26 protein-coding genes and 1 pseudogene are annotated in these 26,058 nt (G+C 64.9%); 17 read left to right on the top strand and 10 right to left on the bottom strand.

The annotated features are described in order from the left end of the window. Both NOV72_RS25205 and prpB read right to left on the bottom strand, forming a co-directional pair. The coding region (locus tag NOV72_RS25205) for a citrate/2-methylcitrate synthase (RefSeq protein WP_281261824.1) at positions 1-197 on the bottom strand (197 nt) is incomplete at its 3' end. 21 nt (positions 198-218) lie between these two features. Next, positions 219-1,115 (bottom strand): methylisocitrate lyase, encoded by an 897-nt coding sequence (prpB, locus tag NOV72_RS25200; protein ID WP_106857271.1) that lies wholly within the window; start codon positions 1,113-1,115, stop codon positions 219-221. Between the two features lie 189 nt (positions 1,116-1,304). Here prpB and prpR point away from each other — a divergent pair, with 189 nt between their 5' ends. Continuing rightward, on the top strand, positions 1,305-3,251 hold the full coding sequence (gene prpR / locus NOV72_RS25195; protein ID WP_106857283.1) for a propionate catabolism operon regulatory protein PrpR: 1,947 nt from the start codon (positions 1,305-1,307) through the stop codon (positions 3,249-3,251). On the opposite strand, the gene NOV72_RS25190 is transcribed toward prpR, so the two are convergent. The 3 genes from NOV72_RS25190 to NOV72_RS25180 all read right to left on the bottom strand — a co-directional run bounded on the left by NOV72_RS25190 (position 3,235) and on the right by NOV72_RS25180 (position 6,390). Further along, entirely contained in the window at positions 3,235-5,031 is a 1,797-nt protein-coding gene (locus NOV72_RS25190) for an ABC transporter transmembrane domain-containing protein (RefSeq protein ID WP_106857270.1), read from the bottom strand. The genes prpR and NOV72_RS25190 overlap by 17 nt on opposite strands. 87 nt (positions 5,032-5,118) lie before the next feature. Beyond that, positions 5,119-5,388: a hypothetical protein gene (locus tag NOV72_RS25185; protein WP_106857269.1), complete on the bottom strand. Its 270-nt coding sequence runs from the start codon at positions 5,386-5,388 to the stop codon at positions 5,119-5,121. Between the two features lie 105 nt (positions 5,389-5,493). Beyond that, positions 5,494-6,390, bottom strand: a complete 897-nt coding sequence (locus NOV72_RS25180; protein ID WP_106857268.1) for a LysR family transcriptional regulator — start codon at positions 6,388-6,390, stop codon at positions 5,494-5,496. 132 nt (positions 6,391-6,522) lie between these two features. Here NOV72_RS25180 and NOV72_RS32840 point away from each other — a divergent pair. Next, positions 6,523-6,642: pseudogene (locus tag NOV72_RS32840) on the top strand (MFS transporter); the annotation flags it as partial. On the opposite strand, the gene NOV72_RS25175 reads toward NOV72_RS32840, so the two are convergent. Next, on the bottom strand, positions 6,596-6,955 hold the full coding sequence (locus tag NOV72_RS25175; protein ID WP_106857267.1) for a hypothetical protein: 360 nt from the start codon (positions 6,953-6,955) through the stop codon (positions 6,596-6,598). The pseudogene NOV72_RS32840 and the gene NOV72_RS25175 overlap by 47 nt on opposite strands. Positions 6,956-7,040: 85 nt before the next feature. Between NOV72_RS25175 and NOV72_RS25170 the strand changes: the two genes are divergently transcribed. The 8 genes from NOV72_RS25170 to NOV72_RS25135 all read left to right on the top strand — a co-directional run bounded on the left by NOV72_RS25170 (position 7,041) and on the right by NOV72_RS25135 (position 15,163). Beyond that, complete coding sequence (locus NOV72_RS25170) at positions 7,041-7,670, top strand: TetR/AcrR family transcriptional regulator (RefSeq protein ID WP_106857266.1); 630 nt, start codon at positions 7,041-7,043, stop codon at positions 7,668-7,670. A gap of 19 nt (positions 7,671-7,689) precedes the next feature. Beyond that, on the top strand, positions 7,690-8,601 hold the full coding sequence (locus NOV72_RS25165; RefSeq protein WP_106857265.1) for a LysR family transcriptional regulator: 912 nt from the start codon (positions 7,690-7,692) through the stop codon (positions 8,599-8,601). A gap of 231 nt (positions 8,602-8,832) precedes the next feature. Next, positions 8,833-10,014: an acetyl-CoA C-acyltransferase gene (locus tag NOV72_RS25160; protein ID WP_106857264.1), complete on the top strand. Its 1,182-nt coding sequence runs from the start codon at positions 8,833-8,835 to the stop codon at positions 10,012-10,014. 33 nt (positions 10,015-10,047) lie between these two features. After that, entirely contained in the window at positions 10,048-10,860 is an 813-nt protein-coding gene (locus tag NOV72_RS25155; RefSeq protein WP_106857263.1) for an oxepin-CoA hydrolase, alternative type, read from the top strand. Positions 10,861-10,872: 12 nt separating this feature from the next. Beyond that, positions 10,873-12,081: a CaiB/BaiF CoA transferase family protein gene (locus tag NOV72_RS25150; protein WP_106857262.1), complete on the top strand. Its 1,209-nt coding sequence runs from the start codon at positions 10,873-10,875 to the stop codon at positions 12,079-12,081. 20 nt (positions 12,082-12,101) lie between these two features. Continuing rightward, a complete protein-coding gene (locus NOV72_RS25145) occupies positions 12,102-13,088 on the top strand; it encodes an NAD(P)H-dependent flavin oxidoreductase (RefSeq protein WP_106857261.1) in 987 nt (328 codons plus the stop codon). A 69-nt stretch (positions 13,089-13,157) separates the two neighbouring features. Then, positions 13,158-13,475, top strand: coding sequence for a DUF485 domain-containing protein (locus NOV72_RS25140; RefSeq protein ID WP_106857260.1), 318 nt, complete (start codon positions 13,158-13,160; stop codon positions 13,473-13,475). A 2-nt stretch (positions 13,476-13,477) separates the two neighbouring features. Then, positions 13,478-15,163, top strand: coding sequence for a cation acetate symporter (locus NOV72_RS25135; protein ID WP_106857259.1), 1,686 nt, complete (start codon positions 13,478-13,480; stop codon positions 15,161-15,163). On the opposite strand, the gene gcvA is transcribed toward NOV72_RS25135, so the two are convergent. Then, positions 15,144-16,061 carry a transcriptional regulator GcvA gene (gene gcvA, locus NOV72_RS25130; protein WP_106857258.1) on the bottom strand — a complete coding sequence of 306 codons (918 nt, stop codon included), beginning with the start codon at positions 16,059-16,061 and terminating at the stop codon, positions 15,144-15,146. The two genes, NOV72_RS25135 and gcvA, sit on opposite strands and share 20 nt — an antisense overlap. A 174-nt stretch (positions 16,062-16,235) precedes the next feature. On the opposite strand from gcvA, the gene NOV72_RS25125 reads away from it, so the two are divergent. Next, positions 16,236-17,474, top strand: coding sequence for a CaiB/BaiF CoA transferase family protein (locus tag NOV72_RS25125; protein ID WP_106857257.1), 1,239 nt, complete (start codon positions 16,236-16,238; stop codon positions 17,472-17,474). Between the two features lie 9 nt (positions 17,475-17,483). On the opposite strand, the gene NOV72_RS25120 is transcribed toward NOV72_RS25125, so the two are convergent. Then, positions 17,484-17,933 (bottom strand): MaoC family dehydratase, encoded by a 450-nt coding sequence (locus tag NOV72_RS25120; RefSeq protein WP_106857256.1) that lies wholly within the window; start codon positions 17,931-17,933, stop codon positions 17,484-17,486. Positions 17,934-18,008: 75 nt separating this feature from the next. Further along, positions 18,009-18,497: a MarR family winged helix-turn-helix transcriptional regulator gene (locus NOV72_RS25115; RefSeq protein WP_106857255.1), complete on the bottom strand. Its 489-nt coding sequence runs from the start codon at positions 18,495-18,497 to the stop codon at positions 18,009-18,011. A 161-nt stretch (positions 18,498-18,658) separates the two neighbouring features. Between NOV72_RS25115 and NOV72_RS25110 the strand changes: the two genes are divergently transcribed. Then, positions 18,659-19,060 carry a tautomerase family protein gene (locus NOV72_RS25110; RefSeq protein WP_106857254.1) on the top strand — a complete coding sequence of 134 codons (402 nt, stop codon included), beginning with the start codon at positions 18,659-18,661 and terminating at the stop codon, positions 19,058-19,060. A gap of 5 nt (positions 19,061-19,065) precedes the next feature. Here NOV72_RS25110 and NOV72_RS25105 read toward each other — a convergent pair whose 3' ends face one another. Then, entirely contained in the window at positions 19,066-19,761 is a 696-nt protein-coding gene (locus tag NOV72_RS25105) for a TetR/AcrR family transcriptional regulator (RefSeq protein ID WP_106857253.1), read from the bottom strand. 285 nt (positions 19,762-20,046) lie between these two features. Here NOV72_RS25105 and NOV72_RS25100 point away from each other — a divergent pair, with 285 nt between their 5' ends. From NOV72_RS25100 to NOV72_RS25080, 5 genes are all read left to right on the top strand, one after another. Further along, positions 20,047-20,811 (top strand): enoyl-CoA hydratase/isomerase family protein, encoded by a 765-nt coding sequence (locus NOV72_RS25100; protein ID WP_106857252.1) that lies wholly within the window; start codon positions 20,047-20,049, stop codon positions 20,809-20,811. 1 nt (position 20,812) lies between these two features. Further along, positions 20,813-22,048: a CaiB/BaiF CoA transferase family protein gene (locus NOV72_RS25095; RefSeq protein WP_106857251.1), complete on the top strand. Its 1,236-nt coding sequence runs from the start codon at positions 20,813-20,815 to the stop codon at positions 22,046-22,048. Beyond that, on the top strand, positions 22,038-23,351 hold the full coding sequence (fahA, locus tag NOV72_RS25090; RefSeq protein ID WP_106857250.1) for a fumarylacetoacetase: 1,314 nt from the start codon (positions 22,038-22,040) through the stop codon (positions 23,349-23,351). The genes NOV72_RS25095 and fahA overlap by 11 nt, the downstream gene beginning before the upstream one ends. A 46-nt stretch (positions 23,352-23,397) precedes the next feature. Continuing rightward, positions 23,398-24,762, top strand: a complete 1,365-nt coding sequence (locus NOV72_RS25085; RefSeq protein WP_106857249.1) for an MFS transporter — start codon at positions 23,398-23,400, stop codon at positions 24,760-24,762. A 75-nt stretch (positions 24,763-24,837) separates the two neighbouring features. Next, on the top strand, positions 24,838-26,025 hold the full coding sequence (locus tag NOV72_RS25080) for a porin (protein ID WP_106857248.1): 1,188 nt from the start codon (positions 24,838-24,840) through the stop codon (positions 26,023-26,025). The last annotated feature ends 33 nt before the right edge of the window (positions 26,026-26,058 follow it).

Genomic DNA, 26,058 nt, shown 5'->3' with positions numbered 1-26,058 from the left:
ACGAGCAGATACGCGATCTCTTCGAATTCGGAAGTGGTCGCGACATCGAGAATGTCGTAGCCGCGATAGTGCAGGTCATTGCCGGTCTTGCCGACCGTGCAGAGCGCGGTATTGCCCGCCGTCACGCCGGACAGCGCGACGGATTTCTTCGGCTTGAATGCGCCTGCGGATGCGTTGCTGTTGTCTGCTTCGCTCATCGATTTCGTCTCCTTCAAGGGTTATTTCTTTGCGGCAAAAAGCTGGTCGAGCTTGTCTTCGTAGGCGTGATAGCCGAGATACTTGTACAGGTCGGCGCGCGTCTGCATCGTTTCGACGGCGGCCTTTTGCGTGCCGTCGCGCTTCACGGTCTCGTAGAAGTTGAGCGCGGCCGCGTTCATCGCGCGATACGCGCCGCAGCAATACAACGCGATATCGACGTTCGCATCCTTCAGTTCGTCGACGGTGAAGAACGGCGTCGAGCCGAACTCGGTCAGATTCGCGAGGATCGGCACGCGCACGGCGGCCTTGAAGCGGCGATAGTCGTCGAGCGTCTTCATCGCTTCGGGGAAGATCATGTCGGCGCCCGCTTCCACATAAGCGATGGCGCGCTCGATCGCCGCATCGATGCCTTCCGCGGCGGCGGCGTCGGTGCGCGCCATGATGACGAACGTCTCGTCAGTGCGCGCATCGACGGCGGCCTTCACGCGATCGACCATTTCGCTCGCCGGCACGACTTCCTTGCCCGGCCGATGCCCGCAGCGCTTCTGCCCGACCTGATCTTCGATATGCACGGCCGCCACGCCCGCCTTGATGAACGAGCGGATCGTGCGCGCGATGTTGAAGGCGCCGCCCCAGCCCGTGTCGATATCGACCATCAGCGGCAGCGACGAGGCGTCGGTGATGCGGCGCGCGTCGATGAGCACGTCTTCCATCGTGCTGATGCCGAGGTCGGGCATGCCGAGCGAATTGGCGGCCACGCCGCCGCCTGACAGATAGAGCGCCTTGAAGCCGACGGCCTCGGCCATCTTCGCGGCGTACGCGGTGATCGCGCCGACGACCTGCAACGGCGATTCGTCGCGGACGGCCTGGCGGAACCGCGCGCCTGCGGTCTGTGCGGACTGGATTTCGGAACTCACGATTTCTCTCCTGATGAACTCGCCCCCTTGATGCAAGTTGCTTGCCAGGCCGATTTTCGGGCGTAAGTCCTTGATTTTGCAGAATCGCGAAAATGTGACCGAACGTCAGTGCTTTCACGGATGAAATCCCGAGTTTCGAACCTGAAACGGATGCTGCATACTCGACGCGTTCCCTCGGGTCAAAAAATCATGCAAACGGAAATCGCGTCTCGCCCGCGCATATGGGCCATCGGCATCAGCCGGCTCAGAGCGTTGTTCATCGACATCGCCGGCGCCTATGCCGATCGCGCCGAACTCGACGTCGTCCCGCTCGGCTACGAGGACGCCGCCAACAGCATCGAAGGCGCGCGCGACGAGCGGCCGGATGTCGTCGTCGCCGGCGGCTCGAATGGCGCGTATCTCAAGAATCGCGTGTCGGTGCCGGTCGTCGTGATCAGCCCGACCGGTTTCGACGTGATGCACGCGCTCACGAAAGCGCGGCGCGAGGGCGCGAGCGTCGCGCTCGTCACGCATGGCGACACGCCCGCGGAAATACGCCGGTTTCTCGCCGCATACGGCATCGACGTGATCTGCGAGTCGTATCGCTCGGCGCAGGACGCGGAGAGTCTCGTGCTGGATCTGCGCGATCGCGGCGTCGATGTCGTGGTCGGGCCCGGCCTCGTCGCGGATCTGGCGGCCGAGGCGGGCATGAGCTCGGTGTTTCTGTATTCGCGCACGTCGGTCGTCGCGGCGTTCGAGACCGCGCTGGAAGTCGCGCAGGCGACGCGCCGCGAAGTCGCGCGGCGCAACCGTCTCGACAACCTGTTGCAGCATCTTCGCGATGGCGTCGTCGCGGTCGATGCGGGCGGACGCATCGAAGCGATCAATCGGCGGCTCGCGTCCGCGCTCGGCATTCCCGATGCATCGCGCGCGGTCGGCCGGGCGCTGCTCGATGTCGCGCCCGAACTCGACGGCGTATTGCCCGTCGCCGACGGCGACATATTCGGCGCGGTGCGCGGCGTGAGCTACGCGATTCACCGCGGACCGCTGGCGAGCGACGGCGCATCGGGCGGCACGATCTTCACTTTCCAGGAATCGCGCGCCGTCGAGCGCCTCGACCGCACGCTGCGATCGCGGCAGGGCGCACAGGAATTCGTCGCGCGCTATCGGCTGGAGGATGTCGTCGGGGAATCGGAGCCGATCGAGCGCGTGAGAGCGCTCGTGCGCCGCTACGCCAAATCCGACGCCACCGTCCTGATTCTCGGCGAAAGCGGCACCGGCAAGGAAATGGTCGCGCAGAGCATGCATCGGCTGAGCCGTCGCAAGGACTTTCCGTTCGTCGCGATGAACTGCGGCGCGTTTCCCGAAGCGCTGCTCGAAAGCGAACTGTTCGGCTACGAGGAGGGCGCGTTCACGGGCGCGCGCAAGGGCGGCAAGGCCGGTTTGATCGAAGCGGCGCATCGCGGAACCTTGTTTCTCGATGAAATCGGCGAGATGCCGCCCTCGCTGCAAAGCCGTCTGTTGCGTGTGCTGCAGGAAAGGGAAGTGATACGCCTCGGATCGACGGAGCCGACGCGCGTCGATATCCGCGTGATCGCCGCGACGCATCGCTCGCTCGCGGAGGGCGTCGCCGATGGATCGTTTCGGGCCGACCTGTTTTATCGCATCAACATTCTGAGCGTCGCGTTGCCGCCGTTGCGCGCGCGATCCAGCGACATCCTGCCATTGGCGGCCGAACTGCTGATGCAGGCCGCGAGGCGCGACAAGGCGCTCGCGTTGCGCGTGCCCGGCCCCGACGATGCCGTGCGCTTGCTCGCGCCGCTCGCGCAGACGCTGCGGCGTTATCCGTGGCCGGGGAATGTCCGCGAGTTGCAGAACATCGTCGAGCGCATTGCCGTGGAGATTCCGGATATGGATGCCGGCAAGGATCGGGCCGCTGCGCTGACGCTGGACGACTTGCAGGCGATCGCGCCCGAACTGTCCGAGGTCGAGAGCGAAGCCGGCGCCGATCTCTCGCTGCGCGACCTGAGCCGTTCGGTGGAAGCCGATCAGGTGCGTGCATCGCTCGCCGCGTTCGGAGGCGATCGGGACGCCGTCTGCAAGGCGCTCGGCATCAGCAAGACGACCTTGTGGCGAAGGCTCAACGCGAAGCGTTGAAGTCGCGCAATGCGGCGATGGCCGGCTCGCCGAACTGCAGCGCCGCGAGCTGCGCATACAGCGGCGAGCTTCGCAGCAGCTCGGCGTGACGGCCTTGCGCGACGATCCGCCCCTGTTCCATCACGACGATGCGGTCGGCTTGCTGCACGGTCGCCAGCCGATGCGCGATGACCAGCGTCGTGCGATTCTGCGCGGCATTGTCAAGCGCCGTTTGCACGAGCCGTTCGCTCGCCGCGTCGAGCGCGCTGGTGGCTTCGTCGAGCAGGAGGATGGGCGGATCGCGCAGAATCGCCCGCGCAATCGCGATGCGCTGACGCTGCCCGCCCGACAGCCGCACGCCGCGCTCGCCGAGAAACGTGTCGTAGCCCTGCGGAAGCTGCTCGATGAAACCGGCGGCGGCGGCCATGTCGGCGGCGCGTTGCACTTGCGCGAGCGTCGCGTCGGGCATGCCGTAACGGATGTTGTCGAAGACGCTGCCTGAAAAAATCACCGAGTCCTGCAACACGACGCCGACCGCGCGGCGCAACGTGCCGAGCGACATGTGACGTGTCGCGACGCCGTTGATCGAAATGTTGCCGGACTGCGGGTCGTAGAACCGCAGCAGCAATTGAAACAGCGTGGTCTTGCCCGCTCCCGATGGCCCGACGAGCGCAACATGCTCGCCGGGACGCACATGCAGCGAGAAGCCGGAAAGCGTCGCGATGCCCTCGCGGGAAGGGTAGGAGAAGCTCACGTCGTCGAAGCGGATGCCTTCGCCGGCGGCGGGCATCGGCACCGTGGTCGCGGCCTCCGTGACGGGCGAGCGCGCGGACAGAAGCTGCATCAGCCGTTCGGTTGCGCCGGCGGCGCGCTGCAGATCGCCCCACACTTCCGCGAGCGCGCCGACGGCGCCCGCCGTGAACACCGCGTAGAGGATGAACTGCGACAACTGGCCCGCCGTCATCTGCTTCGCGAGCACGGCCTGCGCGCCGAGCCAGAGCACGAAGACGACGGCGGCGAACACGAACACGATGACCACGGCCGTCAACCCGGCGCGGGCGCGAATGCGCGTGAGCGCGGTATCGAAGGCGGATTCCACCGCCGCGCCGAAGCGCCGCGCCTCGAATGCTTCCTGTGTGTACGACTGCACCGTCGGCATGGCGTTGAGCACTTCGCCCGCGAGCGCGCTCGCATTGGCCACCTTGTCCTGGCTCGCGCGCGAAAGCCGCCGCACCCGCCGGCCGAAGATGACGATCGGCGCGACGACCACGATCAGCACGGCGATGATGTAGCCCGACAACACGGGGCTCGTCGTGATCAGCATCGCGATGCCGCCTATCGTCAGCAAGGCATTGCGCAAGCCGAGCGACAGGCTCGTGCCCACGACCGTCTGGATCAGCGTCGTGTCGGTGGTGAGACGCGAGAGGACTTCGCCTGTCTGTGTCGTTTCGAAGAACTGCGGGCTCATTCCGACGATGTGATCGTAGACCGCGCGACGCAGATCGGCCGTCACGCGCTCGCCGAGCCACGATACCCAGTAAAAGCGCAGCGCCGTCGCGCCCGCGAGGACGAGCGAGACGACGAAAAGCGCGATGAAATAGCGGTCGATATGCGTCCGATCGCCGCTGGCGAAACCGCGGTCGATCAGATATCGGAAGGCCATCGGCAGCGCCAGCGTCGCGCCCGCCGATGTCACCAGTGCGAGAAACGCGAGCGCCCAGCGCCCGGCATACGGGCGCAGGAAGGAAGCGAGGGAGAAGAGCAGGCCGACGCGCGGCAAGGGAGCTGCTGCAGAAGACATGGAATCCTGGCGGAGTGGAGAGCCAAGCCAGATTATCGTCTCGTGGCGGCGCTTCTTCCGGGAAGCGTGTTTTGTCGGGGCGGCGCGTCACCTGCGCGACGAACGCACGCGCTCCGGCGACCTGCCCGCGCAACGCAGCAGGCGCCGTGGCGAGTTCCCTCTCGATTCGCGAGGATGCAGCGATCCGGACGCCGACATGGCGTACGCGTTGGCGGCGAATTCCTCGCGCTCGAACCACGGGGGAATCGTGCAGGGCGGGACGTCATCGGAGGCGGACGGCTTGAAGTGGTGCGCGAGGATCGCATACACGCAGATCACGACCCACAACGCGCCGAAGGCAATCAGGAAATCGTCCATGACCACTCCTTTCTGTCAGATGCAAAGCGGCGTCACACGAAAGCATCGTATGGCCGGCGATCATTACAATCAAAAAATTGTCATGGTTACACTTCGCGGGCGCGTTCAGTGCGCCGTCAACGCATCGCGCAACGTCGAGCGGAATTTCTGCACGACCGGCGACAGATACGTTTTCCTGCGATAAAAAAGCCGGATCCTGCTCTCGAACAGTGCCGTTTCGTACGGCAGCGCGGCGAGATCGCGGCCCGCATAGGTCTTGAGCATCTGCTCGGTCAGGATCGTGATGAGGTCGCTGTTGCGCAGCAGGGACGTCAGCAGCGAGATCGATGCATCCGTTTCCACGACGGTCTGCGGCGGCGTGAGGCCATGATCGTCGAAATAGCGATCGACGATCTGCCGCAATCCGTGACCCGGCAGCGGCAGCAGCCATTTCGCCGCTTGCAGCATGCGCGGATCGGTTGGCGCATGGGCCAACCGATGGCCCTGGCGCGCGACGATCCGATAACGGTCGACGCCGATCTCGTCCGACTGGAGTTCTTCGTCGACGACGCTGTCTTGCATGAAGCAAAGCGCGAGGTCGAGTTGGCCGTCTTTCAGTTCGTCGAAGAGAAGCGCCGAAACCTGCACGGAAAGCCGGAAAGAAACGGCGCTCTCGCGCGCCGTATAGCGCGCGAGCGTCGGCAGCAGCGCGGATTCGAGCAGCGCCGGCACGACGCCGATGCGAATCTTCCCCGCCGACGCGGACTTCGCCGCCGCCATTTCCGCGTAGGTTTGCGCGACCGACGCGCCCACGTCGGCGGCACGCTCGACGAGCACGCGCCCCGCCGCGGTGAGCTCGACGCCGCGCCCTTTGCGATCGACGAGCCGCGTATCGAACTCGGCTTCGAGCCGCTGCAGGATCTTCGACACGGCCGATTGCGTGAGCCCGGTTTTCTGCGCAACGCGATGCAGATTTCGCGTCTCCGCGAGCACGGAGAAGACGCGCAAGTCTTCGATTCTCATCCTTTTCCCGCCAGCCGTTTTTTAATTCCAACTCTAGCGGAAATCGTTTCGCCGTTGCGCCGGTATTCCTCGCGGGAATCAAACGGCGCCGCGTTTTCCGAGCGGCGCGCCGAACAATGAAGACATCGGGAACCGTCCGTGTACGGCATCGCGGCGCGAGTGGCGCTCTGCGGAGCCGGTTTCGGCCTGTTCCAGTCGCCGAACATCAAGGCGCTGATGACGAGCGCGCCGCACGCGCGCAGCGGCGGCGCTCGCGCTGGCATGCGGCGCGATGTTCGCGGCTGCCGGATCGCTCGAAGTGAACTACCCGCGACCGATCCACGGCAATGTCAGCCGGCGATGAAACGGGCGTTGAATTCAGCGCGCATTTCGACCGATGGACCGACATGATCGATTCGCTTACTGCGGAAAGCGATGGCCGAACATCGGCAGTCCGCTGCGCGCTGTGCTGAATGTAGCCGGGCGACCAGAAGCGCCCGGCGGCGGCGTAGTCGCGCTGCTTGAAGAGCGTGTCGAAAGCCTCGAGCACGAGGCTCTTGTTGGCGGCTTCGGTGGATGTAGTCATGACGGCTTCCCAAGACGATGGTGATCGACATTGTATTTTTTTAAGGGCGCTATAATCGATCGATGAACGATGCGGAGCCTTGACGATGGGTGTCTCGAAACAGCAGGCGGCGGAGAATCGCAAGGCGATCATCGCGGCGTCGGAGAAGTTGTTCCGTGAACACGGCATCGACGGCGTCGGGCTGAGCGCGCTGATGAAAGCCGCAGGGTTTACCCAGGGCGGCTTCTACAACCACTTCGAATCGAAGGAAGCGCTGGCCGCCGCGGTCGTCGCGAATGCGATGGACAAGGCGAATCGCGACCTGAAGGAAGCCCTCGACGCACCGGTCGGGCGCGGCGGCAATCGCCTGAAACGGCAGGTGGACTTCTACCTGTCCGGCGCGCATTGCGGCGATATCGAGCAGGGTTGCGCGGTGGCCGGACTCACCGCCGACGTGCGCCGCCTCGGGCCCGAGGCGCAATCGCACTTCGCGAGCGGCTTCGAGACGATGATCGGCACGCTGACCGCGCTCATCGCCGAACAGCGCGGCGAAGGCGCGCAACACGACGAAGCCCGCCGCAAGGCGCTCGCGTTCTATAGCGAGATGGTCGGCGCGCTCATTCTGTCGCGGGCGACCGGCGGCGCGAATCCGGCGCTCGGCGAGGAAATACTGGCGGCGAGCCGGAAAACGCTGCTCGGGAACTTCGCGCTGGACGGACGGCGCCGCAAGCGCTGACCCTGAGAAAACGTTCCTCATGGACCTGAACCTCATCGGCCTGTTCGTCGAGATTGTCGATTCACGCAGCCTGAGCGCCGCCGCGCGCAAGCTCGGCATGACGCGCGCGAACATCAGTCAGCGGCTCAAGTTGCTGGAACGCGAAACGGGCGCGCAACTGCTGCGCCGCTCGACGCGCAACCTCGAACTCACGCAGGCCGGCCACACGCTCTACGATTGCGGCCTGCGCATGCTGGAAGATCTCAAGGCGGCGCGCGCATCGATCGACGATCTCGGGCAGTCGCTGACCGGGCGTGTGCGCGTGAGCGTGCCGACGGGCTTCGGCAGAATGTTCATCGGACCGAAGCTGCTCGAATTCGCGCACGCGCATCCGGGCATCACGCTGAACGTGACGTTCAACAACAGCATCGAGGATCTGATCGCATCGGAAGTCGACGTGGCGTTGCGGATCACGCGCACGCCGCCGCTGGACTGCGTGGCGCGCAATATCTGCTCGTTCGACTGGAGCCTGTACGCGTCGGCGGATTACGTCGAAAAACACGGGCCGATCGAATCGCCCGCCGATCTCGAAAGGCTCGCGCTCGTCGCGTCGCCGCATCCGGACCGGCGCATCACGATGACGCTCACGCATCGGCAGAACGAAGCCGACGTCCACGCCATCACGATGCAGCCCGCGCTGCAGTCGTCGGACTTTCCCTTTCTCGCGGAAGCGACGTGCGCCGGTATGGGCGTCGGCCTTCTGCCGGCCTATGTGCCGCATGCGCCTTCGAGCCGCGGGCTCGTGCGCCTCCTGCCGCAATACCGTGTCGCGGGACCGCTGAACACGCTTTATATCGTGACGCTGCCCAACCGCTTTCCGTCGCCCGCGACGCAGGCGCTGATCGACTTTCTGCGCACCGAAATCACGGCGCTCGCGCAGACCTGGTCCTGAGTTCGATCGGGCCGCGCGGCCGTCGATGTCAATTCTCAGTTAACAGTTCGTCAATTGCCACTTGGATTGGCAAGGCGAAATTCGCATTCCACAATCGCCTCACAGCAAATACACGGAGACAAGGGCGATGACCCCGGAAGCGATCCATCGCGCGGGAAGCCCGATTTTCTGAAAGCCTTCGCCTGATCCGTTCGAGTTTTATCTTTCGTTATCGACTTAGGATTACTACGCATGCGAGAAGCCGTCATCGTATCCACCGCGCGCACGCCGCTCACCAAAGCGCATCGCGGCGAATTCAACGTCACGCCCGGTCCCACGCTCGCTTCGTTCGCCGTGCGCGCCGCCGTGGAACGCTCGGGCGTCGATCCGGAGATGTTCGAGGACGCGATCCTCGGCTGTGGTTATCCGGAAGGCATCACGGGCCGCAATATCGCGCGCCAGACCGTGATCCGCGCGGGTTTGCCGCTGTCGATCGCGGGCACGACCATCACGCGCTTCTGCGCGTCCGGCCTGCAGGCGATCGCGATGGCGGCGGGCCGCATCGTCGTCGATGGCGCGCCGGCGATCATCGCCGGAGGCGTCGAAAGCATCTCCGGCCTGCGCACCCGCGAGGACGGCGTGAGCGGGCTCGATCCGTGGATCGTCGAGCACAAGCCCGAGGTCTATATGGCGATGATCGACACCGGCGATATCGTCGCGCGGCGCTACGGCATCAGCCGCGAAGCGCAGGATCGCTTCTCGGCGCAGAGCCAGCGCCGCACGGAGGAAGCCCAGCTCGCCGGACGTTACGCCGACGAGATCGTGCCCGTCACGACGACGATGGCCGTCACCGACAAGGAAACCGGTGCCGTCAAATACCGCGAGGTGACCGTATCCGGCGACACCTGCAACCGCCCCGGCACGACCTGCGAAGCGCTCGCTCATCTCGCGCCCGTCAAAGGCCCGGACAAGTTCGTCACGGCGGGCAACTCGTCGCAACTGTCCGACGGCGCATCCGCCTGCGTGATGATGGAAGCCAAAACCGCCGAGCGCGCGAACCTCACCGCGCTCGGCGCATTCCGCGGTTTCGCGGTGGCGGGCTGCGAGCCGGACGAAATGGGCATCGGTCCCGTGCTCGCGGTGCCGAAGCTGCTCGCACGCCACGGTCTCACGGTCGACGACATCGGCCTGTGGGAACTCAACGAAGCCTTCGCTTCGCAGGCGCTCTACTGTCAGCAGCGGCTCGAAATTCCGTCGGAACGTCTCAACGTGAATGGCGGCGCGATTTCCATCGGCCATCCGTTCGGCACGACCGGCGCGCGCCTCGCGGGACACGTGCTCATCGAAGGCCGTCGTCGCGGCGTGAAGTACGCCGTCGTCACGATGTGCATCGCCGGCGGCATGGGCGCCGCCGGGCTCTTCGAAATCTATTGAGCGCTTTCCATCAATTCGGCAGGAACTGAAGCCATGAACGAACCGATTCTTGCGCGCCGCGACGGCGCGGTGCAGGTGCTGTCCTTCAACAATCCGGCCGCGCGCAACGCGCTCACCGGCGAGACGTACAAGGCGCTTCCGGCGGCGCTCGACGCGGCGCAGCGCGATAGCGGCGTCGGCGCGATCGTGCTGACGGGCGTAGGCGCGACGTTCTGCGCGGGCGGCGATCTGAACCGCCTCGCGCAACGGCGCGCGATGACGCCGTCCGAGCGGCGCGAAGGCATCGAAAGTCTGCACGGCATGATCCGCGCGATCCGCGATTGCGGCAAGCCGGTGATCGCGGCCGTGGAAGGCGCGGCCGCCGGCGCGGGCCTTTCGATCGCGCTCGCGTGCGACATGCTGGTCGCGGCGCGCAACGCGTCGTTTTCGGTGGCGTACGTGAAGGTCGGACTGTCGCCCGATGGCGGCGCGACCGCGTTTCTGTCCGGGGTCGTGTCGCGGCAATTGCTCACCGAACTGTGCCTGACCGGCAAGCCCGTGACGGGCGAACGCATGCAGGCGCTGGGCGCGGTGAATCGCCTCGCGGAGCCGGGCGCCGCGCTCGCGGAAGCCCTCGGTTTCGCCCGGACGCTCGCGGCCGGTCCCGAGCGCGCGATCAGCCGGATCAAGGCGCTGTGCCGTCGCGCGGGCGAGAACTCCGTCGATGCGCAACTGGACCTCGAAGCGCGCTACATGGTGGAGTCGCTCGGCGACGACGAGGCCGCCGAAGGCATCAACGCCTTCTTCGGCAAACGGCCCGCCGATTTCGCCGCGTTGCGTCTCGGCGCCGTTGCGCAGTCCGACTGAGAGGAATTCGCCATGTCGAAAATGAATGCCGCTTTACCGCTCGCCGGCGTGCGCGTGCTCGACCTGTCGCGCGTGCTCGCGGGACCCTGGTGCGCGATGGTGCTCGGCGATCTCGGCGCCGAAGTCATCAAGGTGGAGCACCCGACGCGCGGTGACGACACGCGCGACTGGGGCCTGCGCGTCGGCGCGACGGAGACGACGTATTTCAACAGCGTCAATCGCAACAAGCGTTCGGTGTGCCTCGATCTGCAAACGGCGGAAGGTCAGCAAATCGCGCGGGACCTCGCCAGGCAAAGCGATGTCGTGCTGCAGAACTTCAAGTTCGGCGGCGCGGAAAAGCTCGGTCTCGGTTACGAGCAGCTCAGGGAAGGACGCGACGATCTCATCTATCTGTCGATCGCCGGATACGATCGCCACGGACCGGAAGCGGCGCGTCCCGGCTATGACATCGTGGTTCAGGGCGAGGCGGGACTGATGGCGATGAACGGCAACGCCGACCAGCCGCCGCTCAAATTCGGCATCGCCGCCGTCGATCTGTTCACCGGCATGTATTCCGCGCAAGCCGTGCTCGCCGCGCTTTTCGAGCGCCAGAAGACCGGCGCAGGACGTCACATCGAGATGGCGCTCTTCGATTGCGGACTGATGATCACGTCGTACTGCGGGCTGGAGTCGATGAAGCTCGACAGCGACCCGCCGCGCTACGGCAACGCGCATCCGTCGATCGTGCCGTACGGCGTGTTCGACGCGCAAGACGGGCCGCTCGTGATCGCGGTCGGCACCAATCGCCAGTACGAGCGCTTTTGCCGCGAGGTGATCGAACGCCCGGATCTCGTCGATGACGAGCGCTTTCGCACGAACATCGTCCGGGCCGCGAATCGCGACGTGCTCGTACCCGAGCTCAAGCGCGCGATCGGCATGCACGCGCGGCAAGTGCTGCTCGAGCGTCTGGTCGGCGCGGGCATTCCGTGCGGCGAAGTGCTCGGACTTCACGAGGCGCTCACGTCGAAACGCGCGTCGGAAGCCGGACTCGTGACGACCTACGCGCATCCCGAAGCCGGCGACACGCACGTGCTCGCGCCGCCGTATCGCTTCGACGGAGCGCGTCTGCCCGTGCGAAGCGGGCCGCCGCAACTCGGCGAAGGTACCGATGACGTTCTCCGGTCGCTGCTCGGGCTGTCCGAAGAACGACTGTCGCGACTGAAATCCGAAGGCGTCGTCTGAGCGTTCAAGGAGAACACACCATGAATCAGCCTGTTTTTTCGAACGCCGTCACCGAGCTTTTCGGCACACGCCTGCCGATCGTCGCGGGCGGCCTGATGTGGCTCGCCGACGCGGACTATGTCGCCGCTGCGTCGCGTGCGGGCATCATCGGCTTCATCACGGCGGCGAGCTTTCCCGAGCCGCAAGCGTTGCGCGACGAAATCCGCCGATGCCGCGATCTGTGCGAAGGCGGCCCGTTCGGCGTCAACGTGTCGATGCTGCCGAAGCTCGTGCCCGGCGAAAAGACGCAGGAAGTTTTCGAGCTGATCGTCGATGAAGGCGTGCGGTTCGTCGAAACGTCCGGCCGCAATCCGCATGAATTCATGCCGTTTCTGAAAAGCGCCGGCGTGAAGGTGCTGCACAAGGTGCCGTCGGTGCGATTCGCGGTGAAGGCGGCCTCGGTCGGTGTCGATGCGGTCGCGATCGTCGGCGCGGAATGCGGCGGGCATCCGGGGCTCGACATGGTCGGATCGTTCGTGAACGCGGCATGGGCCGAGAGCCATCTGGAGATTCCTTACCTCATCGGCGGCGGCATCGGCCGTGGCTCGCAACTCGCCGCCGCGCTCGCGATGGGCGCATCGGGCGTGGTCGTCGGCACGCGTTTCGCCGTGGCCGAAGAGATCTGGGCGCACGACGACTACAAGCGCCGGCTGGTGGAAGCCGGTCCCACCGACACCGATCTGTGCATGCATTCCGTGCGCAACACGGTGCGCTCGCTGCGCAACGAAACCACGGCCGCCGTGATCGAGATCGAGGCGCGCAATCCGAACGTGACCATTCAGGATTTGCTGCCGTTCGTCGCCGGGAAGATCGGCCGCGATGCCTACGTCACCGGCGACTGGTCGAAAGGCTTGCTGTCGGCGGGGCAATCGCTCGCGTTCGTCGATCGTATCGAACCGCTCGCGGACATCGTGAATCGCTTCGAGCGCGACATGCGGCAGGCATTGGCGCGGGTGGCGATCGGGTGAGCGGCGGTAAGGCAAAAAAATAATAATTCGATATCCGAAACATTATCAGAAAGCAGGAAGGAGACATCCATGCAGCAAATCCACATCGATCAGACGAAGGCGAGTTCCGCTTACAAGCGGCTCGTCGCCTCGCGCCGGCGCTTCAGCTTCATGCTGACCGCCCTGATGATTCTCACGTACTACAGCTTCATCCTGTTCGTCGCGCTGGCGCCGCATATGCTGGCGCGTCCGCTGTATGCGGGCGCCACGACGAGCATGGGCATCGTCGCGGGCGTCGGCGTGATTCTCATCGCCGTCAGCCTGACCGGCTGGTATGTTCTGCGCGCGAACCGCATCTTCGATCCGTCGATGCGCGCGCTGATCGCCGCCGCACCGCAAGGAGACTGACCATGAAATTCGGTCGCTTTCTTCAGGGCGCAACGCTCGCTTCGATGTCCGCGCTCGCTCATGCTTCATCCATCGAAGGTCCGGTGCCGGATCATGTCGATCTGAATCCCGTCGCGATCGGCACGTTCCTGCTGTTCGTGCTGGTCACGCTCGGCATCACGCGCTGGGCCGCGCGCAGGACGCGCACCACGAAGGATTTCTATAGCGCGGGCGGCGGTATCACGGGCTTTCAGAACGGACTTGCCATCGCCGGCGATTACATGTCGGCGGCGTCGTTCCTGGGCCTTTCCGGCATGGTGTTCCTGTTCGGTTTCGATGGGCTCATCTATTCGATCGGCTTTCTCGTCGGCTGGCCGTTCGTGATGTTTCTGCTCGCCGAACCCTTGCGCAATCTCGGCAAATTCACTTTCGTCGATGTCGTTGCGTATCGCTTCGAACAGGCGCCGATCCGTTTGTTGACCGCCAGCACATCGCTCGTCGTCGTGATCTTCTATCTCGTCGTGCAGATGGTCGGCGCGGGGAAGCTGATTCAGTTGCTGTTCGGCTTGCCGTACTGGATGGCCGAAGTCGCCGTCGGCGCGCTGATGGTGGTCTACGTGTTCTTCGGCGGCATGACCGCGACCACGTGGGTACAGATCATCAAGGCCGTGCTGTTGCTGGGCGGCGCGACGTTCATGGCGATCATCGCGCTTGCGCAGTTCGGCTTCAGTCCGGAGGAGATGTTCCGGCGCGCAGTCGAGGTTCATCCGGGCGAACTGAGCATCATGGGGCCCGGCAAGCTGCTGAAGGATCCGCTCAACGCGCTGTCGCTGGGCATTGCGCTGATGTTCGGCACCGCCGGATTTCCGCACATCCTGATGCGCTTTTTCACGGTGCCGAGCGCGAAGGAAGCGCGCAAGTCCGTGTTCATCGCGACCGGGTTCATCGGATATTTTTATCTGCTGACGTTCATCATCGGCTTCTCGGCGATCACCTTGCTCGCGCAGCATCCCGAGTTCTTCAAGACCGCCGTGGACGGACACTTCAGCCTCACGCGCGATCTGCTCGGCGGCTCGAACATGGTCGCGGTCAAGCTTGCGCAGGCCGTGGGCGGCAATCTGTTCTACGGCTTCATCGCCGCCGTCACTTTCGCGACGATCCTCGCGGTTGTCGCGGGCCTCACGCTCTCGGGAGCGACCACGGTCTCGCACGATCTCTACGCCTGCTGGCTCGCGCGCGGCAAGGGCACCGAAGCGCGGGAAATGCGCATCTCACGCATCTCGACGCTGATGTTGAGCGTCGTGGCGATCGGGCTCGGCATTCTCTTCGAGCACGTGAACGTGGCGTTTCTCGTTGGCCTCGTGGCCGCCGTTGCGGCGAGCGCAAACTTTCCGGTGCTGGTCTCGTCGATATTCTGGCGCGGCATGACGACACGCGGAGCCGTTGTGGGCGGCGGTCTCGGGCTCGTCTGCGCCGTCTTGCTGACGCTGTTCTCGAAGTCCGTATGGGTCGACGTGCTGCATCAGACGCACGCGCTGGTGTCGCTCGACAATCCCGCGCTGATCTCGGTGCCGCTCGCCTTCGCCGGCATCTGGATTTTCTCGATGCTGGATCGCGGCGCGCGCGCGCAGCGGGAGCGCGAAGCCTTCGCGATGCAGGAGTTCTACGCGCAGACGGGCATGCTGGCCATCAAGGCCGTCGAGCATTGAGCGCTTGCCTGTGCCGTTCCGCCTGCCGCGCGATCCATGATCGGAACGCGAGCAGCGCGGAGTCGTGCACCTTGCTTTCGGGCACGATCAAGTAATACGAGCGATCGCCCGGCATTTCATGCGCGGCGGCTTGAACGAGCACGCCGCGCCGCAACTCGTCGTCGATGAGCAAACGCGGAATCAGCGCGATGCCCATGCCGTGAATGGCCGCTTCCGTCAGCATGGAGAAGAGTTCGAAGCGCGGGCCGGACATGTCGCCATCGACGGACATGCCGCGCGAAGCGAACCATTCGCGCCACGCATAAGGGCGCGTGCTCTGCTGGAGCAGGGTATGACGCCGCCAGTCCGCGGCCGTCAGCTTTTTTCGCGGCGCGACGAGTTGCGGGCTGCACACTGCGATCAACGTTTCCTGCATCAGCCACTCGCTCTCCGTTCCCGGCCAGGGCGCGGTGCCCGGATGAATCGCCGCGTCGAACCCGGTGTCGGCGAAGAGAAACGGCCGTGTGCGCGCAGTCAGGTTGATCGTGATGTCGGGATGCGCTTCGATGAAGTCCGGCAAGCGGGGCAGGAGCCACTTCGTCGCGAATGTCGGTACGACCGCGAGTTCGAGCGTGCCGCCCTGACCGCCCTTGGCCATCAACTCCAGCGTGTCGCGCTCGGCCTCGTCGAGCAGCGCCGTCACCTTGCGGCTGTAGGCCAGTCCCGCCTCCGTCAGCGCGACGCCGCGCCGGTCGCGTCGAAACAGCCTGAGGCCCAGGAAGTCTTCGAGTGAAGCGATCTGCCGGCATATCGCGCTTTGGGTCACGGCGAGTTCGTCGGCGGCCTTGGTAAAGCTCTGATGGCGCGCCGCCGTTTCGAACGCGGAGAGCGCAGCGGTGGAGGGGATCTTTCGGCGCATGATGACGAGGGCGTTTGTTCTATTGTGCGATCTTCGCACAGGTCAATGAAAACAAGTCGGTTGTGATGCGCGTGTGTTCGCCTTAAATTGCGGGAAAGACTTCTCGTTGTCGCACATGACTTGCGATTTCCGCACAGATCGCACGTCCAATCCGATGAAATACAAGACCACGCCATGAATCCATCCTTGCAAGAAGGCGCGCTCGCGGGCCTGCGCGTTCTCGATCTCTCCCGCGTGCTCGCCGGACCTTGGGCCGGACAGTTGCTCGCGGACCTCGGCGCGGACGTGATCAAGATCGAGCGTCCGCGAACCGGCGACGATACGCGCGCCTGGGGACCGCCCTGGCTCGCCGGCGCCGATGGCGAACCGACAGGCGAATCCGCCTACTATCTCGCCGCGAACCGGAACAAGCGCTCCGTGACGATCGACCTCGGTCAGCCGGAAGGACAGGCGCTGATTCGCCGTCTCGTCGAGAAGGCCGATGTGCTCATCGAGAACTTCAAGGTCGGCGGTCTTGCGCAATACGGGCTGGATTACGCGAGCCTTATCGAAGTGAATCCGCGCCTTGTCTATTGCTCGATCACGGGCTTCGGACAGACCGGCCCGTATGCCGCCCGCGCGGGCTACGACTTTCTGATGCAGGGCATGGGCGGGCTCATGAGCCTCACCGGCCGCGCCGATGGCAGCGCCGGCGAAGGCCCGGTGAAAGTGGGCGTGGCGCTCACGGACATCATGACCGGTCTCTACGCGACAGTCGCGATCCAGGCGGCGCTCGCGCATCGCGAACGCACGGACAAAGGTCAGCACATCGATCTCGCGTTACTGGACGTGCAGATCGCGTGCCTCGCGAATCAGGCTGCCAACTATCTGATCGGCGGCGTGGTGCCGGGGCGCATGGGCAACGCGCATCCGAGCATCGTGCCGTACGAGGATTTCCCCACTGCCGATGGTTACATGATTATCGCGGTCGGCAACGACGGCCAGTTCGCCCGATGCTGCGAAGCGCTGGGCAAACCCGAATGGGGCCGCGACGAGCGCTTCTCGCGCAATCCGCAACGCGTCGAGCACAGGGCCACATTGATCGCGTTGATGCGTGACGTCACGCCGACTCGCACGACGAGCGAATGGATCGGAATCATGGAAGCGGCGGGCGTGCCGTGCGGGCCGGTCAATACCATCGACAAGGTATTCGCGGACGAGCATGTGCGCTCGCGCGAGATGCGCATCGAGATGGCGCATCCGTTATCGCAGACGATGCCGCTCGTCGCGAATCCGATCCGGCTGTCCGAATCTCCCGTGCAGTATCGTCATGTTCCGCCGACGCTCGGCGCACATACCGACGAAGTGCTCGACGCCTGGCTCGACCTGTCCGGCGCGAAAGTGGAAACGCTGCGCAGCAACGGCGTCATCTAGATCGCGCAGTTATGCGTCGCGCGCCGTGACGAGCAGTTTCGACACGAGGCGCTGCACGACTTCGCCGGATTCGTCCATCGTTTCGGACATCACGGTCGCGATGCCTTGCGACGGCTTCGATCTCGATCGCTGCACATCTTGCACGGTGCTGACGACGCGCAGCACGTCGCCGGGACGCACCGGCCTGAGCCATCCGAGTTCCACGCTCATGCCCACGATACCGCCCGCGAGCGGCAATCCGCCCGACACGAGCAGACGCATCGTGAGCGCCGCGGTATGCCAGCCGCTCGCGGCGAGGCCGCGAAACACGGATGTTTTCGCGGCGGTTTCGTCGAGGTGAAATGGCTGCGGATCGAATTCCGATGCGAAGCGGCGAATGTCTCCTTCGCTCACGAGGAATGTCGGCGAGTCGAACTGCATGCCCGCTTTCAGATCGTCCAGATAGAGAGGTTCGGTCATCGCGTGTGCTCCGGGTGTCTATTCGATCGCGCTCGATCGGCGATCATCTTCGAGTACGTCTCGGCTGCGCGCTTCTTATTCATTGGATGCTGCGGCGGCGGTTTCGCTCTCGCCCCAAGGATCGAAGCCGCTCGTCAGCACCTTGCGCAGCGAGTTGCGCAGTGCGGTCGCACGTTTTTCGCCGTACTGGCTTTCGAACTCGTCCTGCACGGCCTGCCAGAGCGGAAACGCCTGACGATACCGCGCGATGCCCGCATCGGCGATCACGACCTTCTTCACCCGCCGATCCTCGCCGGGCACCATGCCGAGCAATCCCTCGCGTTCGAGCGGCTTGAGATTCGACGACAACGTCGTGCGATCCATCGCCATGACGGCCGCGAGTTCGCCGATTGTCAGCGGCCCATTCCTGGCGAGCTTGTAAAGGATGGAGAACTGCGTCGCGCGCAGGTTCGCGGGCGCGAGCGCCTGATCGTAAATAGCCGTCAAATAGCGCGATGCCTTGCGCGCGGCAAGGCAGTTGCAGAGTCCGTCGATGTCTTCAATCGGCTGTCGTCGTGTCGTCATGTGATCTCGCTCGCGGATGAACCCGGATCGTCGAGGTGCTTGTCAAACCGGATTCACGATCATAATATGCGCATATCAACGTATTGACAAGATAGAGGGCGCAACCGCGTTCCATATCGAACGACGGTGTCATCGAAACTTCATGCACACGGAGACTTCGCATGCCTGTATTTCACGCTCACATTCCGAAGGGCCGCTTCACGCGCGAGCAGAAGATCGCGATGGGCAACGCGCTCAATCAGTCGCTGGTGGATGCGCTGAACATTCCGAAGGGCGACCGCTTCATCGTGCTCAGCGAACATGGCGACGACGAACTCTTCATCGACCCCACGTTCATGGAGATGAAGCGAAGCGAGAACGCGATGATCGTCACGGTGATGATCGGCGCGCATCGGCCCGCGTCGGACAAGAAGGCGCTGCTGGCCGCGATCACGCGGCTCCTCGAACGCGACGTAGGCGTGTCACCCGACGATGTGTTCATCGCGCTCGTGCCGGTGCCCATCGAGAACTTCTCGTTCGGGCGCGGCGTTGCGCAACTGGCGGACGTCGCGCCGAGATGGTGAGCGAGTCACGTTTTTGATGCGGCGGCGCGGGCGTTGCCGTTCATCGCGGGAAGCTGGTCGAGCATGCTTTCCAGATGCGCGGGTCCGGCCGCGACCGCGCTCAGGAACATGCCGATCGAAAAGTGAATGATGTGATCGATCTGCACCGGAAGATCCGAGCGCGGCACGCGATCGGAAAGAATGAGCGTGGCGAGGCCGTGCTCGATGCTCCACGCCGCGTGCGTGACGAGCGTCAGCGTGCTTTCGGGCCAGCCGTTTTCGCGCGCGGCCTGCTCGACCGACGAGGCGAACAGCCTGAACGAAATAGAGCCTTCCTCGGTGAGCTCGGGATACGAATCGCGCGCGACGATGCGCGGTCCCACCATCAGGTCGAACAAACCTTTGTGGCTCTGCGCGAACTCGACATAAACGCGCAGCATGCGATACGCGGCGGTCATCGCGGTATTGTCGGCGCCGAGGATTTCGCGGCGCAAAGCGGCGAGATCGCGCCAGCCGTCGGCGGCGATCGCGGCCAGCAAGCCTTCCTTGCCCGCGAAGTGACGCGACGGCGCCGCTTCCGAAACGCCGACCGCGCGGGCGAGATAGCGCAGGCTCAACTCATGCGCGCCGACATCCTCCAGCGCACGCCGGCCTTCGGCAATCAGGGCTTCGCGCAGGTTTCCGTGGTGATAGGGCACATCGGCGGAGATTTTCGGGCTCACGATTCGGCGGCATCTCGTTCATGGACGGGAAGAAATTATAGGTGCGCGCCTTCGCTGACGGCAACGTGCGGCAAGCGTGACGAAATCGCGGGATTACCCTGATTTGCTTCCAAGTTAACACTGTTATCATCACCTCCAGATCGATCCGGTTAACGCGAGCGAAGAGTCAGATACGCAAGTCCTCGCGCCCGGCTGGCGAGACGATCATTCGGAATCCTACTGGACATCGGGATCGTTTCAATCCGTTCGCCCGACGTGAAGTCGGACTCACATGCAGGAAGACAAATGAGCACGGTCGTGTTTGAAAAGGACGGCGCGGTCGGCGTCGTCACGATGTCGAAGCCACCTCACAATCTGATTGAGGACACATTCCTCAGAGATCTGCTCGATGCTTACGGAAAGGCGGTCGAGTCGGGTTGCCGGTCGATCCTGTTGCGCAGCGGCATGCGCCATTTCTGCGCGGGCGCGGATGTCGCGGGCTTCGCCAACGGCGGCCGCCGGCGCGATCAGGCCGGTCTCGACGCGCTGCTCGACGCGCTCGAAAACGTGCCGCTTCCTTCCGTTGCCGCCGTGCATGGCGGCGCCCTCGGCGGCGGCTTCGAACTCGCGCTGACCTGCGACATGATCGTCGCGGCCGACACCGCCTTCTTCGGCATGGCCGAAGCCTCGCTCGGCCTGCTGCCGCTGTTGGGCGGCGTGCAGCGTGTGGTGCAGCGCGTCGGCCCGGCGCGCGCGAAGGAAATGGCGATGTTCGGACGCCGCCACGATCCCGCGGCGCTCGAACGCTGGGGTGTCGTCAATCTCGTCGCGGCGGAAGCGGAGCTGCCGTCCGTCTCGATGTCGTGGGCGCGGCAACTGGCTTCCGGCCCGACCGTCGCGCTGCGCGGCATCAAGACGCTGGCGAATCTGTCGGCGCGTCATGGCATCGCGGGCGCGGACGCGCAACAGACCGACGTGAACAACATGATGTGGGCGAGCGCCGACCAGAAACGCGGACTCGCCGCATTCGCGAAATCCGGCCCCGGTTCGGCCGTCTTCGAGGGGAACTGATATGGGCGCGCCTCTTGACGGACTGAAAGTCATCGACTTCACGCGTGTTCTGGCGGGCCCCTTGTGCACGAAGACGCTGCGCGACCTGGGCGCCGAAGTCACCAAGATCGAGCCGCCCGGCGGCGATTCGGGACGCGGCGGCGTACCGCACATCGGCACGATGTCGGTCTATTACGCGCAGCAGAACGCGGGCAAGCGCAATCTGAGCCTCGACCTCAACTGGCCCGAAGCCCGCGCGATCGTGACCGACCTGTGCCGCGAAGCGGATGTCATCGTCGAAAACTTCCGGCCGGGCACGCTCGCGCGCTTCGGCCTCGGCTACGAGCAGGTGCGCGAGTTCAATCCGGCCGTCGTCTATGTGTCGATGAGCGGTTACGGGCAATCGGGCCCGTGGCGCAACCGTCCGGCGTTCGCGCCGACCGTGCAGGCGGAAACCGGTCTCACCGATATCCTGCGCGAGCACTACGGCCACGCGCCCGACGCGCTCATGAACGACGCGTGCAGCCACGCCGACGTCTACACCGGCCTGCATGGCGCGATCGCCGTGCTCGCCGCGCTCGCGCAGCGGGACCGCACGGGCGAGGGCCAGCACGTCGACGTGTCGATGGCCGCGACCATGCTCGCCGTCAACGAACGCGCCGGCGCGCAACTCGCGGGCGTCGACACGAACGGCGAGCCGCCTGCGCTGAGCGCGCCGGAATCGCACATCTTCACGCTGCCCGACGGACGTCAGGTGACGATCGCGGCAAGCCCGATCTATTCGCCGATGTTCGTGCGTTTCTGCTCGATGATGCGCCGCACGGACCTCCTGGGCGATCCGCGCTTCGCGACCGCGCTGCTGCGCCGTCAGAACCTGGAAGCGCTGCTCGCCGAAGTGCGCGCGTGGATTCTCACCTTCAACGATCTCGACGAGCTTCAGGCGCAGGTCAGCGAGCAGGGACTGGCCATCGGCGTGGTGCGCAGCACGCGCGAGCTGGCCGAGTCGGAGTGGGCCGCCGACTGGGGCGCGATCGTCAATGTCGACGACCGCACGGGCGGCACGATGCGCATGCCCGGACCGCCCTGGCGCTTCAGCGGCGCGACCTTGCCGCAGCCGGGCATTCCGGCGTTTCAGGGCGAGCACAACATCGAACTGCTGATGGAGCGCAATGTCGATCCGGCGATGATCCACGCGCTCAGACAACGCAAGATCCTGCTGAGCCGCAAGAGCCTGCGCGGTGAGTTCGATGAAGTCTGACCATTCGCACGACATCGGCGCGAAAAGCTGGCTCGCATCGGCCAACGACGCCGGCACGCCGTTTCCGTTGCAGAACCTGCCGTTCGGCGTGTTCCGCCGCGCGGGGACGAACGAGGCGTTTCGCGGCGGCGTCGCGCTGGGCGATCAGGTGATCGACCTCGCCGCGCTGAGCGAAGCCGGCGTCTTCTCGGGACTCGCAGCCGATGCCGCGCGCGCCTGCGCGCAGCCCGCGCTGAACGCGTTCTTCGACATGGGCAAGCACGCGTGGCGCGCGCTTCGCCATGCGCTCTTCGCGCTGTTCGGCTCCGGCGGTCCGCAAGACGCGGCCAAACGCTGCCTCGTGCCGCAAGCGAGCGTGGAATATGGCCTGCCCGCGCGGATCGGCGACTACACGGACTTCTATACGTCGATCGATCACGCGCGCAACATCGTGAAGCTGTTGCGTCCGGACGGCGCGGTGTCGCCGAATTTTCAGTGGATGCCGGTCGCGTATCACGGGCGCGTGTCGAGCATCGGGCTTTCCGGCCAGAAGGTTCGACGGCCCTGCGGTCAACGCATGGCGGCGGGTGCGCACGTGCCGGACGTCGGGCCGTGCGAGCGGCTCGATTACGAGCTCGAACTGGGCATCTTTATCGGCGTGGGCAACCCGCAGGGCGAACGCATTCCGGTCGCGTCGGCCGAGGACCACGTGTTCGGACTGTGCCTGCTCAACGACTGGTCCGCGCGCGATATCCAGGCGTGGGAATCGACGCCGCTCGGACCGTTTCTCGCGAAGAGCTTCGCGACGACCTTGTCGCCGTGGATCGTCACGATGGATGCGCTCGCGCCGTATCGCACGTCGTGGACGCGGCCCGCCGAGGATCCGCAGCCGCTGCCTTATTTGTCGTCGGCTGTGCTTGAAGAAAGCGGCGCGCTCGATATCCGGCTCGAAGTCGCGCTCGAAACCGCGATGCATCGCCGCGACGCCCTGCCGCCAACGCGCCTCTCGCGCACCAGCTTCCGCCATCAATACTGGACGCTCGCGCAGATGGTCGCGCATCACACGGTCGCGGGCTGCAATCTTCGGAGTGGCGATCTGCTCGGAAGCGGAACGATCTCCGGCCCGTCGCGCGACGAGGCGGGCGCGCTGATCGAATTGACGCAGGCGGGCCACGCGCCGATCCATCTGCCGACCGGCGAGACGCGCGCCTTCCTCGAAGACGGCGATGCGGTCGTGATGAGCGGATGGTGCGAGCGTCCCGGTTACGCGCGCATCGGCTTCGGCGAGAACCGCGCGCAAGTGCTGCCGGCGAAATGGGACTGACCGCCTCCGGACGACGAGACGGACCTGCAAATCAGGAGACAAATCGATGAATGCGGTATTCGAAACAGACGCGCCGCTCGCCGGCAAGGATGCGGACCGGGCTTTGCGCGACGCCTATCGCGCCACGGAATGGCGCATCATGCCGATTCTGTTCGTTCTATGGCTGCTCGCGTGGGTGGATCGCGCGAACGTCGCCTTCGCCAAGCTGCAGATGCTGTCGGACCTGCGCTTCAGCGAAACCGTGTATGGCCTCGGCGCGGGTTTGTTCTTTCTCGGCTACGTGGTGTTCGGCGTGCCGAGTTCGATGATCCAGCAACGCGTCGGCGCGCGCACGACCATTTCGGCGATCGCGCTGGGCTGGGGCGTCACCAGCGTCGCGATGATGTTCGTTCACGACACGACCACGTTCTACGTGCTGCGTTTTCTGCTCGGCGCCTTCGAAGCGGGCTTCTATCCGGGCGTCATCCTGTACATGAACCAGTGGTTCCCGTCGCAGCGGCGCACGCGCAACTTCAGCATCTTCCATTCGGCGGCGATCTGTTCGACCGTGGCGGTGGGCCTGTCCGGCGGCTTCGTGCTGGAGCACATGAGCGGCCTGTTCAGCATCGCCGGCTGGCGATGGATGTTTCTGCTGCAAGCGGTGCCGACGGTGCTGATGGGATGCATCGCGCTCGCCGTGCTGACGGACGGACCGGGCAGCGCGCGCTGGCTGTCGCCGCAGCAACGCCGTCTCGTGCAGGCCGACCTCGAACGCGACCGTGGCGACGCGCCTCCGAGCACCGCGCGCGCCGGTTCGCTGCTCGCGAATCCGCTCGTGTGGACGCTGTCCGCCGCGTACTTCTGCATTCTGACGGCGAACTCGGCGCTCAGCTTTTTCATCCCGACGATTCTTCACGAAGCGGGCTTCGGTGGCTACAGCGCGATCGGCAACGCGATTGCGGCGATCTGCGTGCTCGGCGCGCTCGGCAACATCGCGCTTTCGACCTTCGCCAGCCGCTATCGCGATGTCCGGGCGCATTGCGCAATCGCGTCGCTGATCAGCGTCGCGAGTCTGCTGGTGCTCGTCTTCGTGTGGCATAGCAGCCGGTCGTTCACGTTCATCACGCTCGTCCTCGCGCTTGCCGGAACGGGTGCGGGCATCTCGCTCTTCTGGCAGATTCCCGTGCGTTATCTGCAAGGCAACGCGATGACGCTCGGCGTGCCGTTCATCAGCTCGGTGGCAAATCTCGCGGGCTTTCTGACGCCCTGGCTCACGGGCTATGTGCGCGACGTGTCCGGCAGCTATACGAGCGGATTCGTGACCGCTGCGCTGGTTCAGTCGCTTGCCGCGATCGTGCTCGTCGTCGGCGTGCCGATCGCCGCACGCAGACGAAGCACGCGCGCCGCGACGACGGAACACGAACCCGCCTGATTCATCGGCAAGGCCGTTCGTCGAAGAACGGCCTCGGCCAAAAATAATTAGACATACGAATCAAAGGAGATCGGAATGAAGAAGTTCATGCGGCTGACGGGCGCACTCGTCGCGCTGTCGCCGATAACCGCGTTCGCGCAAAGCAGCGTCACGCTCTACGGCCTCGTCGATGCGGGCATCAGCTACGCCAACAACGTCGCGCCGAAGGCGGGCGCCGTCGGCGGACGCAAGATTCAGGAGACGAGCGGCGTCGGCGTGCCGTCGCGCTGGGGCTTGCGCGGCGTCGAGGAACTGGGCGGCGGGAACACGGCGGTCTTCGTGCTGGAAAATGGCTTCAGCGTCGCGAACGGCACGATGCTGCAAGGCTCACGCCTCTTCGGACGGCAGGCGTATGCCGGGCTCGGCAACAAGGAACTGGGCACGGTCACGTTCGGGCGTCAGTACGAATCCGTCGTGGACTTCGTCGGGCCGTTCGTGTCGGCGCGGCAGTGGGGCACGCAATACGGCGCGCATGTCGGCGATATCGACAATCTCTACACGACGTTTCGCATCAACAACGCGGTGAAATATCAAAGCGCGACGCTGTGGGGCATCACGCTGGGCGGCCTGTACGCGTTCAGCAATCAGGCTGCGGGGCCGGGCGGCACGGGCTTCGCGAACAACCGGGCGTGGAGCGTCGGCGGCAACTATACGCACAATGCCTTCTCGTTCGGCGTCGGGCATTTTCATCTGAGCAACCCGTCGGCGGGCGGAACGGATGGCAACAATACATCGGGCGCGGTGGTGGGAGATTATTCGAATCCGACGGCCATCTTCTATACGCGGCCGGTGACATCGCATGAAGTGACGGCGGTGGGCGCCGCCTATGCGCTCGGCGCGTTCACGCTGGGCGGCGCCTATACCTACGCGCACCTGCGCTATGCCGATCACACGAGCTTTTCGATGTCCAACTACGAGCTCAATGGCCGATACCGTTTCACGCCGGCGCTGGTGGCGGGCATCGCGGCGATCTACAGCATCGGCGATGTGGGCGGCGCGTCGTCGATCGCCAATATCAGCGAAGGCCCGCATCCGCATTGGCTGCAGTTCAACGCCGGTCTGCTCTATTCGCTCAGCAAGCGCACGGATGTCTATGGCGCCGTCGTCTACCAGAAGGCGTTGAACGGCGCGCTGACCGCCGCGATCGTGAATGTCGGCGGCCCGAGCGGGACGAACTCGCGCTATCAGATTGCAACGACCGTCGGCGTGCGGCACAGGTTCTGACGATTTCCTCTGCAAATACGAGCGTTCGTTCGA

This window comes from Caballeronia novacaledonica, assembly GCF_900258035.1.
GTDB lineage: Bacteria > Pseudomonadota > Gammaproteobacteria > Burkholderiales > Burkholderiaceae > Caballeronia > Caballeronia novacaledonica.
Note: the sequence above shows the minus strand (reverse complement) of the source record. Positions and strands in the feature narration are given on the sequence as shown.

Coding starts and splice junctions, on each gene's coding strand:
- prpR (WP_106857283.1), top strand. CDS start 1,305: ATGCAAACGGAAATCGCGTCTCGCCCGCGCATATGGGCCATCGGCATC.
- NOV72_RS25190 (WP_106857270.1), bottom strand. CDS start 5,031: ATGTCTTCTGCAGCAGCTCCCTTGCCGCGCGTCGGCCTGCTCTTCTCC.
- NOV72_RS25185 (WP_106857269.1), bottom strand. CDS start 5,388: ATGGACGATTTCCTGATTGCCTTCGGCGCGTTGTGGGTCGTGATCTGC.
- NOV72_RS25180 (WP_106857268.1), bottom strand. CDS start 6,390: ATGAGAATCGAAGACTTGCGCGTCTTCTCCGTGCTCGCGGAGACGCGA.
- NOV72_RS25175 (WP_106857267.1), bottom strand. CDS start 6,955: ATGACTACATCCACCGAAGCCGCCAACAAGAGCCTCGTGCTCGAGGCT.
- NOV72_RS25170 (WP_106857266.1), top strand. CDS start 7,041: ATGGGTGTCTCGAAACAGCAGGCGGCGGAGAATCGCAAGGCGATCATC.
- NOV72_RS25165 (WP_106857265.1), top strand. CDS start 7,690: ATGGACCTGAACCTCATCGGCCTGTTCGTCGAGATTGTCGATTCACGC.
- NOV72_RS25160 (WP_106857264.1), top strand. CDS start 8,833: ATGCGAGAAGCCGTCATCGTATCCACCGCGCGCACGCCGCTCACCAAA.
- NOV72_RS25155 (WP_106857263.1), top strand. CDS start 10,048: ATGAACGAACCGATTCTTGCGCGCCGCGACGGCGCGGTGCAGGTGCTG.
- NOV72_RS25150 (WP_106857262.1), top strand. CDS start 10,873: ATGTCGAAAATGAATGCCGCTTTACCGCTCGCCGGCGTGCGCGTGCTC.
- NOV72_RS25145 (WP_106857261.1), top strand. CDS start 12,102: ATGAATCAGCCTGTTTTTTCGAACGCCGTCACCGAGCTTTTCGGCACA.
- NOV72_RS25140 (WP_106857260.1), top strand. CDS start 13,158: ATGCAGCAAATCCACATCGATCAGACGAAGGCGAGTTCCGCTTACAAG.
- NOV72_RS25135 (WP_106857259.1), top strand. CDS start 13,478: ATGAAATTCGGTCGCTTTCTTCAGGGCGCAACGCTCGCTTCGATGTCC.
- gcvA (WP_106857258.1), bottom strand. CDS start 16,061: ATGCGCCGAAAGATCCCCTCCACCGCTGCGCTCTCCGCGTTCGAAACG.
- NOV72_RS25125 (WP_106857257.1), top strand. CDS start 16,236: ATGAATCCATCCTTGCAAGAAGGCGCGCTCGCGGGCCTGCGCGTTCTC.
- NOV72_RS25120 (WP_106857256.1), bottom strand. CDS start 17,933: ATGACCGAACCTCTCTATCTGGACGATCTGAAAGCGGGCATGCAGTTC.
- NOV72_RS25115 (WP_106857255.1), bottom strand. CDS start 18,497: ATGACGACACGACGACAGCCGATTGAAGACATCGACGGACTCTGCAAC.
- NOV72_RS25110 (WP_106857254.1), top strand. CDS start 18,659: ATGCCTGTATTTCACGCTCACATTCCGAAGGGCCGCTTCACGCGCGAG.
- NOV72_RS25100 (WP_106857252.1), top strand. CDS start 20,047: ATGAGCACGGTCGTGTTTGAAAAGGACGGCGCGGTCGGCGTCGTCACG.
- NOV72_RS25095 (WP_106857251.1), top strand. CDS start 20,813: ATGGGCGCGCCTCTTGACGGACTGAAAGTCATCGACTTCACGCGTGTT.
- fahA (WP_106857250.1), top strand. CDS start 22,038: ATGAAGTCTGACCATTCGCACGACATCGGCGCGAAAAGCTGGCTCGCA.
- NOV72_RS25085 (WP_106857249.1), top strand. CDS start 23,398: ATGAATGCGGTATTCGAAACAGACGCGCCGCTCGCCGGCAAGGATGCG.
- NOV72_RS25080 (WP_106857248.1), top strand. CDS start 24,838: ATGAAGAAGTTCATGCGGCTGACGGGCGCACTCGTCGCGCTGTCGCCG.